15 protein-coding genes are annotated in these 12715 nt (G+C 71.9%); 3 read left to right on the top strand and 12 right to left on the bottom strand.

Annotated features, from left to right (window positions below):
• Window positions 1–119: 119 nt before the first annotated feature.
• Genes AB0M30_RS08070 through hemL form a run of 3 tightly spaced genes read right to left on the bottom strand, consistent with a single transcriptional unit; the run spans window position 120 to window position 2604 of the window.
• Complete coding sequence (locus AB0M30_RS08070; RefSeq protein WP_364581401.1) at window positions 120–683, bottom strand: TlpA disulfide reductase family protein; 564 nt, start codon at window positions 681–683, stop codon at window positions 120–122.
• On the bottom strand, window positions 680–1306 hold the full coding sequence (locus tag AB0M30_RS08065; RefSeq protein WP_364581399.1) for a histidine phosphatase family protein: 627 nt from the start codon (window positions 1304–1306) through the stop codon (window positions 680–682). Before AB0M30_RS08065 ends, AB0M30_RS08070 begins: the two co-directional genes overlap by 4 nt.
• On the bottom strand, window positions 1303–2604 hold the full coding sequence (gene hemL / locus AB0M30_RS08060) for a glutamate-1-semialdehyde 2,1-aminomutase (protein ID WP_364581396.1): 1302 nt from the start codon (window positions 2602–2604) through the stop codon (window positions 1303–1305). The genes AB0M30_RS08065 and hemL overlap by 4 nt, the downstream gene beginning before the upstream one ends.
• 60 nt (window positions 2605–2664) lie before the next feature.
• On the opposite strand from hemL, the gene AB0M30_RS08055 reads away from it, so the two are divergent.
• Window positions 2665–3141 carry a TspO/MBR family protein gene (locus tag AB0M30_RS08055; RefSeq protein WP_364581393.1) on the top strand — a complete coding sequence of 159 codons (477 nt, stop codon included), beginning with the start codon at window positions 2665–2667 and terminating at the stop codon, window positions 3139–3141.
• Window positions 3142–3147: 6 nt separating this feature from the next.
• On the opposite strand, the gene AB0M30_RS08050 is transcribed toward AB0M30_RS08055, so the two are convergent.
• The 8 genes from AB0M30_RS08050 to hemB form a co-directional block, all read right to left on the bottom strand.
• On the bottom strand, window positions 3148–3723 hold the full coding sequence (locus AB0M30_RS08050) for a hypothetical protein (protein WP_364581391.1): 576 nt from the start codon (window positions 3721–3723) through the stop codon (window positions 3148–3150).
• Between the two features lie 11 nt (window positions 3724–3734).
• Window positions 3735–4940 (bottom strand): ABC transporter permease, encoded by a 1206-nt coding sequence (locus AB0M30_RS08045; RefSeq protein ID WP_364581388.1) that lies wholly within the window; start codon window positions 4938–4940, stop codon window positions 3735–3737.
• Window positions 4937–5641, bottom strand: coding sequence for an ABC transporter ATP-binding protein (locus AB0M30_RS08040; protein WP_364581386.1), 705 nt, complete (start codon window positions 5639–5641; stop codon window positions 4937–4939). The genes AB0M30_RS08045 and AB0M30_RS08040 overlap by 4 nt, the downstream gene beginning before the upstream one ends.
• Window positions 5638–6939, bottom strand: a complete 1302-nt coding sequence (locus AB0M30_RS08035; RefSeq protein ID WP_364581384.1) for an HlyD family efflux transporter periplasmic adaptor subunit — start codon at window positions 6937–6939, stop codon at window positions 5638–5640. Before AB0M30_RS08035 ends, AB0M30_RS08040 begins: the two co-directional genes overlap by 4 nt.
• A gap of 62 nt (window positions 6940–7001) precedes the next feature.
• Window positions 7002–7340: a hypothetical protein gene (locus tag AB0M30_RS08030; protein WP_364581382.1), complete on the bottom strand. Its 339-nt coding sequence runs from the start codon at window positions 7338–7340 to the stop codon at window positions 7002–7004.
• Between the two features lie 13 nt (window positions 7341–7353).
• The gene (locus AB0M30_RS08025) at window positions 7354–7800 is read right to left on the bottom strand and encodes a hypothetical protein (protein ID WP_364581380.1); all 447 of its coding nucleotides are present in this window, start codon (window positions 7798–7800) and stop codon (window positions 7354–7356) included.
• Complete coding sequence (locus tag AB0M30_RS08020) at window positions 7797–8333, bottom strand: hypothetical protein (RefSeq protein ID WP_364581378.1); 537 nt, start codon at window positions 8331–8333, stop codon at window positions 7797–7799. The genes AB0M30_RS08025 and AB0M30_RS08020 overlap by 4 nt, the downstream gene beginning before the upstream one ends.
• Window positions 8334–8350: 17 nt before the next feature.
• Window positions 8351–9322: a porphobilinogen synthase gene (gene hemB, locus AB0M30_RS08015; RefSeq protein WP_364581376.1), complete on the bottom strand. Its 972-nt coding sequence runs from the start codon at window positions 9320–9322 to the stop codon at window positions 8351–8353.
• An 87-nt stretch (window positions 9323–9409) separates the two neighbouring features.
• On the opposite strand from hemB, the gene AB0M30_RS08010 reads away from it, so the two are divergent.
• Complete coding sequence (locus tag AB0M30_RS08010) at window positions 9410–10198, top strand: AraC family transcriptional regulator (protein ID WP_364581373.1); 789 nt, start codon at window positions 9410–9412, stop codon at window positions 10196–10198.
• The gene (locus AB0M30_RS08005; protein WP_364581371.1) at window positions 10195–11067 is read left to right on the top strand and encodes an NAD(P)-dependent oxidoreductase; all 873 of its coding nucleotides are present in this window, start codon (window positions 10195–10197) and stop codon (window positions 11065–11067) included. The genes AB0M30_RS08010 and AB0M30_RS08005 overlap by 4 nt, the downstream gene beginning before the upstream one ends.
• A gap of 48 nt (window positions 11068–11115) precedes the next feature.
• Here AB0M30_RS08005 and AB0M30_RS08000 read toward each other — a convergent pair whose 3' ends face one another.
• The gene (locus tag AB0M30_RS08000; protein WP_103337296.1) at window positions 11116–12648 is read right to left on the bottom strand and encodes a bifunctional uroporphyrinogen-III C-methyltransferase/uroporphyrinogen-III synthase; all 1533 of its coding nucleotides are present in this window, start codon (window positions 12646–12648) and stop codon (window positions 11116–11118) included.
• Between the last annotated feature and the right edge of the window lie 67 nt (window positions 12649–12715).

Here is a 12715-nt window from a genome sequence, read left to right as displayed (position 1 = left end):
ATTGGGGACCTCCCGCGTCCCGAATGACTCATTCGCGACACTCGAAACCGCAGCCGCACCGGTGATCAGCGGCGGCCTGGCCGGGCGACGTTCCCGGAACCCGCCGGGGAAGGCGAGCGTCAGGCTTCCGCGGTCAGCCGCTGCGTCACCGGGAGCAGGTCCTGGGCCAGCACCGGCCGCAGGAACACCGCTGCCACCCGGTGTTGCTTGTCCAGCACGATCGTCGACGGGATGATGTTGCGCGGGTAGCCGCTCAGCTTGAGGAGCACCCGGCCGTCCGGGTCGTAGATCGACGGGTACGTCAGCTGCCGGTCGCGGACGAAGTCCTGGGCCACCTCGCGGGCCGGGTCGCGGACGTCGATGCCCACCACCTGGACGCCCTGCTTCGCCAGCGACTCCATCTCCGGCGCCTCCGTGCGGCACGGTCCGCACCACTGGCCCCACAGGTTGAGCACCACGACCTTGCCCGCGTAGTCCGCCAGCGACAGCTGCTTGCCCTCGTTCATCAGGTCCTCGCCGGCCAGGACCGGGGCCGTCTGGCGCTGGGCGGCGTCGTAGGTGATGTCGATCTTGCCGCCCGGGGAGACGAAGCTGAAGCTGCTCCCCTGCACCACCGCGTCCTTGCCCGCACTGCAGCCGGCCAGCACCAAAGCCGCGAGCACCGCCCAGACCAGGCGTTTCATGCCCCGGTCACCTTCGGGTCGGTCGCGCCCGCGGGCTCGCTGTAGACGATCTCGCGCAGCTCGTCGCCCTCGAACACCAGTGACGTCAGGGACGCCAAGGAGCACTGGCGGCGCCGCGGGTCGTGCCACAGGCGCTTGCCCTCGAGGAACCGCCGCAGCGTCCAGATCGGCAGCTGGTGCGAGACGCACAGGGCCTCGTGACCAACAGCCGCCTCGCGGGCGCGGTGGACCGCGCCGAGCATCCGGTGGGCGATCTCGAGGTACGGCTCGCCCCACGACGGCTTGAACGGGTTCACCAGCTTCGGCCAGTGCTTGGGCTCCCGCAGCGCGCCGTCGCCGACCGCCACGTGCAGGCCCTCGAACTGGTTGCCCGCCTCGATCAGGCCCTCGTCGGTCGCGATGTCGAGCCGGTGCGCGGCGGCGATCGGGGCCGCCGTCTCCTGCGCCCGCTGCAACGGCGAGGCGACGACGTGCACCAGGTCGTGCCCGGCGACGGCCTCGGCGACCGTGAGTGCCTGACGCTGCCCGCGCTCGGAGAGCCGGTAGCCGGGCAGCCGGCCGTAGAGGATCTTCGACGGGTTGTGCACTTCGCCGTGCCGCAGCATGTGGACGACGGTGGTCACTGGACGGCCCCGGCCGCCGCGCGCGCCGCCGCGGGCAGCGCCGCTTCGATCACGGAGAACGCTTCGTCGTCCATGGCCGCGTTGACGAACCACGCCTCGTACGCGCTCGGGGGCGCGTACACGCCTCCGTCGAGCAACGCGTGGAAGAACGGCGGGAAGCGCCACGTCTCGGACGCCTGCGCGCCGGCGTAGTCGCGGACCGGCGTCTCACCGAAGAACACGCTCACCAGGTTGCCCGCGTACTGGACGTGGTGCGCCACCCCCGCTTCGAGGAGCGCGGCGTGGAAGAGGTTGCCGAGGCGCTTCGCGTTGGCGTCGAGCGCCGCGTACACGGCGTGGTCGGCCGCGCGCAGCGTCGCGAGGCCCGTGGCCACCGCGACGGGGTTCCCGGAGAGCGTCCCGGCCTGGTAGACCGGCCCGCCCGGGGCGAGCTTGGCCATCACGTCGGCGCGGCCGCCGAAGGCCGCCGCCGGCAGCCCGCCGGACATCACCTTGCCGAACGTGTAGAGGTCGCCGGCCACGCCTTCGAGGCCGAACCAGCCCGCGGCCGAGACGCGGAAGCCGGTCATCACCTCGTCCATGATCAGCAGCGCGCCGTGCTCGTGCGCGATCTCGCGCAGCCCGGCGTTGAAGCCGTCGTCCGGCGCGACCGCGCCCATGTTCCCGGCCGCCGCCTCGGTGATCACCGCGGCGATCTCGCCCGGGTTGTCCACAAAGGATTTCCGGACCGCGTCGAGGTCGTTGTAGGGCAGCACCAGCGTGTCCGCGGCCTGGGCCCCGGTGACACCCGGCGAGGTCGGCAGCCCGAGCGTCGCGACGCCGGAGCCGGCCTGCGCGAGCAGCGCGTCGACGTGACCGTGGTAACAGCCGGCGAACTTCACGATCTTCGACCGGCCGGTGAACCCCCTGGCCAGCCGGATCGCGCTCATCGTGGCCTCGGTCCCCGAGTTGACCAGGCGGACCTGCTCGACCGGCTCGACCCGGCCGATGATCTCCTCCGCCAGTTCGACCTCGCCGATCGTCGGGGTGCCGAACGAGAGCCCGGACGTCGCCGCCCGGCGCGCCGCCTCGACGACCGCCGGGTGCGCGTGCCCCAGGATCATCGGGCCCCAGGACGACACCAGGTCGACGTAGCGGTTGCCGTCGGCGTCCCACAGGTGCGGGCCCTCGCCGCGGACCATGAACCGCGGGGTGCCGCCGACCGAGTTGAACGCCCGCACCGGCGAATTCACCCCGCCCGGGATGGCCGCCTTCGCGCGGTCGAACCATGCCTTGGACTGCTCGGTTCCAGTGCTCACCTGCCCAGTGTGGCAAACCCGCCTAGGATGGCGGGCAGCCGCCCGGGAGGGGAACAGCCGGTGACCGAACGCGCGCCGCACCGCAACCCGTGGCTCGTGCTGGCCGGGTTCCTGGGCGTCGTCGCCGTGGTGGCCGTGGTCGGCGGCCTGGCCGCGACGAACGCGAGGGTGGTCTACGCGCGGCTCGAGCAGCCGGCGTGGGCACCGCCCGCCGCCCTGTTCGGTCCGGTGTGGACGGTGCTGTACGTCACCATCGCGGTGGCGGGCTGGCTGTACTGGCGGACCGACGGCGAGACGCGCGGGTTCGCCGCGTACGGCATCGGCCTGCTGTTCAACCTGCTCTGGACCCCGCTGTTCTTCGAGGGCGGCGCGGCCGGGCTCGCCCTGGCCGACATCGTGCTGCTGGACGTCGTGGTGGTCGTGACGATCGTCCTGTTCGGCCGCCGGTCGAAGACCGCCGCCGCGCTCCTGGTGCCCTACCTCGCCTGGATTCTCTATGCGACGGCGCTCAACACCGCGATCCTCGTCTTGAACTAGCCGGAACTAGCGCCCGGCCTGCTGGGTGATGGCCTGCGCGGTCACCGTGCCGTCGCTGCCCGCCTGGCCCTGGACGACGACCGTCGCGCCCGGCTTCAGGTCCGCCAGCTTGCCCTGCTGGGTCACCCCGACCGTGGTCGAGTCCGATGTGGACACCTTGACGTCGGCGCCCTGCGCGGTCTTGACGTAGACCGTGGTGCCGTCGACGTGGTCGACCGTGCCCGTGGTGCCGCGGCCGCCGCGGAACCCGCCGCCCTGCTGGCCGGTGCCGCCGGGCTGGCCGGTGCCGCCCTGGGCGCGGGCCTGGCCGCCGCCGGCGGTGCCGCCCGGGCGCGCAGGCGTGGCGGAACCGAACGCCGCGTGCGTCCAGGCGCCGCCGCCGAACGCGATCGCGAACGCGACGAGCCCGGCGAGCACCAGCGTCGTGCGGGAAAACGGCTTCGCGGCCCGGCGCATTTCGGCGTTCAGGTCACCGTCGACCGCCGGGCTGGCGACGATCTGCTCCGCGGTCGGCTCGACGGCGGGCAGGATCGCCGTCGGCTCGTCACCCGGGACGGGCGGCGTCTGGGTGGAGGAAGACATGCGGGAACTCCTTATTCGTGACGCAACGCATCGATGGGCCGGAGCTTGGCGGCCCGGTTCGCCGGGAAGCTGCCGAAGAACAGCCCGATCAGGGCTGATACCGCGAAGGCGAGCAGGATCGACGAGGGCACCACGACCGGTTTGATCCCGGAGATGGTGAACCGGCTGCCGATCACCCCGATCGCGACGCCGAGCAGGCCGCCGAACAGGCTGAGCATGGTCGCTTCGGCGAGGAACTGGCCGAGGATGGCCGAGCGCGGGGCGCCGATCGCCTTGCGGATGCCGATTTCGCGGATCCGCTCGGTCACCGTGACGAGCATGATGTTGGTGACGCCGATCCCGCCGACCAGCAGCGAGATCGCCGCGACCGCCCCCAGCAGCACGGTGAACGTCTCGGTCGCCGACGTCCGGGTCGCCAGGAGCTGCTCGGAGTTCTGGATCTGGTAGTCCGGGGTGCCGCCGAGCCGGACGCCGTGGCGGGCGTTGAGGATCGCGGTGATCTCGGACTGGGCCAGCGAGACGGCGTCGGCGCTGGTGGCCTGGACGGCGATCTGGCTGAGGCTGCCGTAGCCGGCGAGGGAGTTCTGGACCGCCGAAATCGGCGCGATGGCGACGTCGTCGGCGTTCTGCAGCCCGGTGCTGCCCTTGGCCTGCAGCACGCCGATCACGGTGAACTGGATGCTGTTCAGCAACACGTTCTTGCCGACCGCGTCCGCGGTGGTGCCGAAGATCGACTCCGCGGTCGTCGGGCCGAGCACGACGACCTTCCGCGCGGCCGTGACGTCCTCGCTCGTGAACAGCTGCCCCTGGGCGAGTTCGCGGTTGGTCGTGGTGAAGTACGCGGGTTCGGTGCCGGCGACGCTGGAGATGTCGTAGGACGTCTGCCCGTAGGTCGCGGTCGCCGTCGTGTTGACCACCGGCGAAGCGGCCTTGACGTCCGGGGCGCCGACGGGGTCGACGAGCGCGTGCGCGTCCTGGACGGTCAGCGGCCGTGCCGCCGCGCCCTGCCCGCCGCCGCGGGCCGGGGAGACGTTGACGACGTTGGTGCCGAGGCCCTGGATGCTGGCCGCGATGGCCGCCGACGCGCCGTTGCCGACCGCGACCAGCAGGATCACCGCGGCGACGCCGATGGTGATGCCGAGCGTGGTGAGGGCCGAGCGCAGCTTGTTCGCGGTGAGCCCGCGCACGGCGAACCGCAGGATTTCGAGGAGGTTCACAGGACCGCTCCCACCGCACGCGTGGTTTCGTCGGACACGATCAGCCCGTCGTCGACCCGGACGACGCGGTGCGCGTGCTCGGCGACCTCGTCCTCGTGCGTGATGACGACGATGGTGCGGCCGAGGGAGTTGAGCCGGTCGAACACGCCGAGGACGTCCTCGGTGCTGCGCCGGTCGAGGTTGCCGGTGGGCTCGTCGGCCAGCAGCATCGCCGGGCCGGTGACCAGCGCCCGCGCCACCGCGACGCGCTGGATCTGGCCGCCGGAAAGCTCGCTCGGCAGGTGCTTGGCCCGGTCGGACAGCCCGACCATGTCGAGCGCCGCGAGCGCACGGCGACGCCGCTCGGACCGCTTGAGTCCACTGTAGACCAAAGGAAGTTCCACATTGGACAACGCGGACGTCCGGGGCACCAGGTTGAAGGACTGGAAGATGAACCCGATCTTCCGGTTGCGCAGCAACGCCAATTGCCGTTCGTTCAGCTTGCCGACCCCGAAGCCGTCCAGGAGGTACCGGCCGGAGGTCGGCACGTCCAGGCAGCCCAGCATGTTCAGCAGCGTGGACTTCCCCGAGCCGGACGCGCCCATGATCGCGACGTACTCGCCGGGCCACACGGTGAGGTCGACGCCGCGCAGCGCGTGCACCGCCGTCTCGCCGGCCCCGTAGGTCTTGCGCAGTCCGGAGACCGCGATCACCGGGTTCATCCGCGTCCGCCGAAGCCGCCGCCGGCGCCGGTGCCGCGCTGGCCGCCGCCCGGGAAGCCACCGGTCCCGCCGCCGGGGAAGCCACCGGTGCCGCCCGTGCCACCGGTGCGCCCGGTGCCGCCCGTGGTCCCGGTCGAGGCCGTCCCGGTGAGCACGACGTTCTCGCCTTCGGTCACCCCGGAGGTGATCTGGACCGTCGACTCGCCGCGCAGCCCGACCTGCACCTGGCGGGGGACGTTCTGCCCGTTTTCCTGCACGGTGACGACGTTGGTGCTGCCGACGGTCTGCACCGCCGCGGCCGGCACGCTCAGCGCGTTGTCCGCCTCGGCCACGGTGATCACGACGCTCGCCGACTGGCCGGGCCGCAGCCCGTCCGGCGGGCTGGTCAGGGCCAGCTGCGCGCCGTAGGAGACGACGCTGCCGCTGGTGGTCGGGGTCAGGTTGATGCTCGACACGGTGGCCTGGACCGGCTTGTCCGGCAGCGCGTTGAGCGTCACGGTGGCCTTCTGTCCGGTCTTGACCTTGCTGACGTCGATCTCCGCGACCGAGGTGTTGACGACCAGGCCGGTCAGGTTCGTGATGGTGATGAACCCGGAGCTGCCGCTACTGCTGCTGCTGCTCGATGCGGCGGCGCCGGAATTCGCCGAACCCTGGCCGCCTTGGCCGCTGCCGCTGCTCGAAGACTGGCTCGTGGCCGAGGAGCCGCTGGAGGACTGCTGCCCGACCGCGCCGTTGATCGCGGTGACCGTGCCGGCGCCGGGCGCGTAAAGCGCCGTGTTGTCGAGCGTCTGCTGCGCGGTCTGGACGTCGAGCTGGGCCTGGTCGAGTTTCGCCTGCGCCGAGGTGACGTTGTTGGCCGCGGTCTGGGCGCTGTTCTGGCTGTTTTGGCTGTTCTGCCCGGTGGCCGGGGTGTCTTCGGCCGTCTCGGCGGTGTTGAGGGCGTTCTGGGCGACGGCGAGGTTCGCCTTCGCGACTTGAAGCTGCTTCGCCGCCTGGGTGCTGTCGACGGTGGCGAGCTTCTGCCCGGCACTGACGACGTCACCGACCTTGACGTCGATCGAGGTGACCTTGCCGGCCGTCGCGAAGTTCGCCGCGCCGGTGTAGCTGCTGGCGAGGGTCCCGGCGGCGGAGACGGTCTCGGTGACCGTCGCCCGGCGGACCGGGGTGCTGCGCGACTGGGCCTGCGCCGAGCTCGGTTCGGGGCTGAATGCCTGGTATATCCCGAATCCGGCCCCGGCCAGCAGGACAACCAGTGCTCCGTTGATCACCCATGCCTTCGAGGCACGCACGCGCGTCATGCGGCAACCTTCGTGCCGCTGCTTAGCAATGGACTGTTGGTTACCTGTGCGCCAGCTGTGTATCAGGCCGTGGTTTTGGCGCTCCGCGCACGGATGGCGAGCGCCAGCTGACGCACCGCGTCGACCAGCAGCAGCGCGGCCACGGTCCCGAGCCCGATGGCGGCGGCGAGCAGCCCGCCGAAGTACCGGTGCGACTCGAGCACGGCGCCGTCCTCGGTCCGGGTGACGACGGTGGCGACGCTGCTGTGCCAGCACGCGTAGGCGGCCCAGCCGGCGACGACGGCGAGCACGACTTCCACGGCGGCGACGAACTTCCGCCATGGCTTGTGCAGCCGCGAACGCGGGCCGGGTTCTTCCGGCGGCCAGAGCTCGGCCCCGGTGGGCTGCGGAAGGTCGATCACACCGGGGATTTTCTCATGCTTCGCGCGGCGTCGCCCGGACGAGCCGGTCCAGCGCGTCCTGGAGGGCCTCGACGTCCTTCGCCCACGCCAGCACGACCGTGCCGTCGGTCAGCTCCACCGGCAGCGAGTCGTACTTGCGCGGCACCGACCAGCCGCCGCCCAGCACGCGCGCGCCGACCGGCGTCCCGACGTCGGTGACCGAAGCCAGCTGCGCGGCCGGCACCTTCTCCCGGCCCTGCCGCAGCTGCTCGGTCGTCACCTCGAGGGACAGGAACCGGCGGCGCGCGTACACCCACGGCATCGTGATGACGGCCAGCGCGAACCCGACCATCAGCCAGCCCACCACGTGCACCGGGCCGCCGGTGACGAGCTCCGCCAGCGCGCCCACCAGCGCGAACGCCGGGCCCCACAGAATCGCCGCCCAGCTCACGCCGGACTCGGCGTAGAGCCGGTCGCTCACAGCTTCTTGCCGACCTTGGGGAAGTAGCCGCTCACCGAAGGCAGGTACAGCAGCACCAGCGCGATCACGAACAGCAGCACCGCGACCAGCGTCAGGTAGGTGAGCACCGGCGCGAAGGTGAAGATCAGCAGCACCATCACGATCGGCAGCACGGTCAGCACGGTCCGGGCCGAGCGGGTGCCTTCGCGGGCTTTGTACGCGAAGAGCAGGAACAGCAGGGTGAACACGACCGAACCGGCAAGGAGGAACCACAGCATCGCCGTGACGCCGTCCGCGATCATCTGCGGCGTGATCTTCGGGTCGGTCGTCCCCTTGACGTACCGGTCGATGACCGCGGACTTGCCGGCCATCAGCTGGACGTACCCCAGGATCAGCACGACGCCGCCGGCCAGCCAGAGCCAGAACGACACGGCCACCGGACGCGGCGGTGCCGCCTTCGGGGCCCGCTCGCCGGGGAGCACCGGGTCGGGCGACCGGCCGAGTTTGCGCCGTTCGTCGTCGGTCAGACCCGTGAGGTCCTCTTTGTCTTCCACGCGCAGAGACTAACGGGTCAGTCCAGCCAGGCAGCGGCTTCCGCGGCCCAGTAGGTGAGGATCAGGTCGGCGCCCGCGCGCCGGATCGACGTCAGCACCTCGAGGACCGTCCGCTCGCGGTCCAGCCAGCCGTTCACCGCCGCGGCCTCGACCATCGCGTACTCGCCCGAGATGTTGTACGCCGCCACCGGGACCGGGGAGATGTCCGCGGCCGCCTTGATGACGTCCAGGTAGGCCAGCGCGGGCTTGACCATGATCATGTCCGCGCCCTCGGCGAGGTCCAGCTCGATCTCGCGCAGCGCCTCGCGGCCGTTGCCCGGGTCCTGCTGGTAGGTCTTGCGGTCGCCCTTGAGCTGCGAGTCGACGGCCTCCCGGAAGGGGCCGTAGAACGCGCTGGCGTACTTCGCGGAGTACGCGAGGATCGCCGCGTCCTTGTGCCCGACCTCGTCGAGCGCCCGGCGAATGACGCCGATCTGGCCGTCCATCATCCCGCTCGGCCCGAGCACGTGCGCCCCGGCTTCGACCTGCGCGATGGCCATCTGGGCGTAGATCCGCAGCGTGGCGTCGTTGTCGACCCCGCCGTCGGCGTCCAGGACACCGCAGTGGCCGTGGTCGGTGAACTCGTCGAGGCAGGTGTCGGCCATCAGCACGGTGGCGTCACCCAGCTCCTGGCGCAGGTCGCGCAGGGCCACGTTGAGGATGCCCTTTTCGTCGACGGCTCCGGAGCCCTCGGCGTCGCGCGTGGCCGGGATGCCGAACAGCATGAGCCCGCCGACGCCGGCGTTGACCGCGTCGACGGCGGCCTTCCGCAGCGTGTCGCGGGTGTGCTGGACGACGCCGGGCATGCTCGAGATCGGCCGCGGCGCGTCGATCCCTTCGGCGACGAACATCGGGAGGATCAGCTGGCGTGGCCGCAGCGTCGTTTCGCCCACCAGCCTGCGCATGGCCGGGGTGGTGCGAAGCCTGCGGGGACGATGCTCGGGGAACACCCTTACCAAGTTACTCCCGCTCCTTTCGCCGCAGTTCCGCAAGGGTGCGCTTGACGCCGCTCTCGCGGAACCGCTTCGGTGCGAAAGGTGTACGTCGAACGCCTTCCCGTGCCCGCGCTGGCCGGCCTCGTGCGGACGGTCTGGGTCCAGCGCACCGGTGACGCACCGTACGTCCAGCGGCACCTGCCGACCGGCGGGATCGAGCTCCACTTCCCGCTCGGTGGCCGGCCCCGGCTGCTCGGCCCGCTGACCGCGGCGCGGCTCGAGATCATCCCGCCACGCACGACCCTCGTCGGCGTGCGGTTCCGGCCGGGGGCCGCGCCCCCGCTGCCGGTGCCCCTCGGCGACCTGGTCGACCAGCACGTCGACCTGGCCGACGGCCGCTTGGCCGAAGCCGTGGCCACGGCCGGCTCCCCGGAGCGAGCGCTCGAGGTCGTCCAGGCCCGGCTGCCGGTGCAAGCGGTGGACCCGCTGGTGAACGAGGCCGTCCGGCGGCTGATGCCGTGGCACCCGGTCGACATCGACACCTTGGCCGGGGACCTCGCGCTCTCCCCCAGCCAGCTGCGCCGCCGCTGCCTGCGGGCGGTGGGGGTGAGCCCCAAGGTCCTCCAGCGGACGCTGCGGTTCCAGGGCTTCCTCGCGCTGGCCCAGGCGGGCGCCGGCAGCCCGGCCGGCCTCGCCGCCGACGCCGGGTACGCCGATCAAGCCCACCTCAACCGGGAGTGCCGCCGCCTGACCGGGCTGACCCCGCGCGCACTCCTCGGCGGCAGCCTCAAGGCGTGCGCGTGCAGCCACGACCACACCGCGTCCTCCCTGCCGTTCCTGCGTGATTCGTTCAAGAACTCGCCGCCCGGCGTCCCTAGCCTGGCGCGATGATCCTCGTCACCGGCGGGCTGGGCATGATCGGCGCCCACACCGCCCGCGCGCTCCTCGACCTCGGCCACGACGTGGTCGTGACGTCCCACCGGCGCGGCGAAGTCCCGTCGTTCCTCGAGGGCCGGGTCGCGGTCGAACAACTCGACGTGACCGACCGCGAGGCCTTCCTCGCGCTCGGTTCGCGGCACGCCATCAGCGACATCGTCCACCTGGCCGGCAGCATCCCCGGCGACGGCCCGGTGGACTTCTTCCGCACGGACATGACCGGGCTGCTGAACGCCCTCGACGCGGCCCGGACGTGGGGTGTTCGCCGGTTCGCCGTGGCGAGCAGCCTCGGGGTGTACATCGGCCGTCCGGAGATCCCCTGGACGGAGGACCTCTCCCTGCCGACCGCTTCGCTGCCGCACCTGATCATCGCGTTCAAGAAGGCGGTCGAGCCGCTGACGACGCACGGTCTCGCCGGGAGTGGTGTCCAGCCAGTGGTGCTGCGGATCGGGACGATCTGGGGTCCGCTGGTGGATCCGCAGTCGCCGTTCTGCCCGATCCCGTCGCTGGTCAACACGGGAACCTCGCACATGCACGCCGACGACGGTGGCGACGTCTGCTACGCCCCGGATGCGGGCCGCGCGATCGCCCTGCTGACCACGGCGCCGGTGCTGAACCACGAGGTCTACAACGTGTCGAGCGGCCGCCCGTTCACGTACGGCGAGTTCGCGTCGGCGCTGAACCTGACCCTCCAGCCGGGTGGCGCGAACGGCCCGTACCTCGACATCTCCCGCCTCACCGAAGACACGGGCTTCAAGCCCCAGTTCGACGTCCCGGCTTCGGTGACCGACTACCTGAAGTGGCGCGAGACCAACCCCCGCTGAAACGACGAAGGCCGCCCCGGGTCGGGGCGGCCTTCGTCGTGAAGAACCTCAGGAGCGGCGGGCCCGCTTCGCCTTGCGCGGCGGCGGCAGGGCACCTTCCGCGCGCAGCCGCGCGGCGTGCTCGGCCAGCGCGTCCACCAGGTGGGGGACGTCCGCCTTCTCCGGCTGGACGTCGACCCGGAGCCCGAACTCCACCGCGGTCTCGGCGGTCTTCGGGCCGATGCACGCGACCAGCGTGCGGGTGTGCGGCTTGCCGGCGATGCCGACCAGGTTCCGCACGGTCGAGGACGAGGTGAAGCAGACCGCGTCGAACCCGCCGGTCTTGATCATCTCGCGGGTCTCGGCGGGCGGCGGGGCGGCCCGGACGGTCCGGTAGGCCGTCACGTCGTCGATCTCCCAGCCGCGCTCGCGCAGGCCGGCCGACAGCGTCTCGGTGGCGATGTCGGCCCGCGGCAGCAGCACGCGGTCGACCGGGTCGAGCACGTCGTCGTACGGCGGGAACTCGGCCAGCAGCCCCTCGGACGACTGCTCGCCCGACGGGATCAGCTCCGGGATGATGCCGAACGAGCGCACCTTCGCCGCCGTCGACTCACCCACACAGGCGATCTTCACGCCGGAGAACGCACGAGCATCGAGCCCGAACTCCTCGAACTTCTCCCACACCGCGCGGACCGCGTTGGTGGAGGTGAAGACGATCCACTGGTAGCGGCCGTCGACCAGGCCCTTGACCGAACGCTCCATCTGGGCCGGGCTGCGGGGCGGTTCGACCGAGATGGTCGGCACCTCGTGCGAGGTCGCGCCGTGGCCGCGCAGGCGCTCGGCCATCTCGCCGGCCTGCTCCTTGGTGCGCGGCACCAGGACCTTCCAGCCGTAAAGCGCCCGCGACTCCCACCACGACAGCTTCGAGCGCTGCCCGGCGGCCTGGCCGATCGTGACGATCAGCGGCCCGACGAGCTCGCCGGCGTCGTTGGCGACCTTCTCGAGCGTGGTGTCGAGGGTGCGCTGGGTGTTGATGGTGCCGTTCGCGGTGACCGCGACCGGAGTCGACGCCGGGACGCCGTTGCCGGTCAGCGCGGACGCGGCCTCGGCCAGGTGCGCCGACGTCGCGTGCAGCACCAGCGGGCCGGGCGCGGCGGCCAGGGCCGCCCAGTCGACGTCGCCGCGGACGTCGACCTCGGTGTGCGTGCCGCCCAGGGCGACGCCCGCGTACGCGGGGACGGCCGCGGCCGGCGAGACACCCGGGATGACGTCGAACACGGCGCTCGTGCGCGCGACCGCCTGGACCTCGGCCACCACGGCCGGGGTGGTCAGCGGGTCGCCCGCGACCAGCCGCAGCACCAGCCGGCCGGCCTTGGCTTCGGTGGTCAGGTCCTTGGCGACCTCGGTGGCCTCGCCGACGGCGGGCCGGACCTCGGCGCCCTCGGCCGCCATGGCGAGCACGGACTGCGGCACGTCGGGGTCGGTCACCACGACCTCGGCCTTGGTCAGCAGCTCCTGGGCACGGACCGTGAGCAGGCCGGCGTCGCCGGGGCCGGAGCCCACGAACGCTACGCGCCCGGTGGTCTTTCGCGCGGGGGTCATCTGTGCGTTTCTCCTCTTGCGGCGACCGTGCACGCTCGCATGGCCGCAGGTCTCCTACGTCTTCGAA

The sequence above is a fragment of the Amycolatopsis sp. NPDC051716 genome (assembly GCF_040681595.1).
Classification (GTDB): Bacteria; Actinomycetota; Actinomycetes; order Mycobacteriales; family Pseudonocardiaceae; genus Amycolatopsis.
This window is presented reverse-complemented; position numbering and strand designations above follow the sequence as displayed.

Coding starts and splice junctions, on each gene's coding strand:
- AB0M30_RS08050 (WP_364581391.1), bottom strand. CDS start 3,723: ATGTCTTCCTCCACCCAGACGCCGCCCGTCCCGGGTGACGAGCCGACG.
- AB0M30_RS08000 (WP_103337296.1), bottom strand. CDS start 12,648: ATGACCCCCGCGCGAAAGACCACCGGGCGCGTAGCGTTCGTGGGCTCC.
- AB0M30_RS08035 (WP_364581384.1), bottom strand. CDS start 6,939: ATGACGCGCGTGCGTGCCTCGAAGGCATGGGTGATCAACGGAGCACTG.
- AB0M30_RS08070 (WP_364581401.1), bottom strand. CDS start 683: ATGAAACGCCTGGTCTGGGCGGTGCTCGCGGCTTTGGTGCTGGCCGGC.
- AB0M30_RS08005 (WP_364581371.1), top strand. CDS start 10,195: ATGATCCTCGTCACCGGCGGGCTGGGCATGATCGGCGCCCACACCGCC.
- AB0M30_RS08040 (WP_364581386.1), bottom strand. CDS start 5,641: ATGAACCCGGTGATCGCGGTCTCCGGACTGCGCAAGACCTACGGGGCC.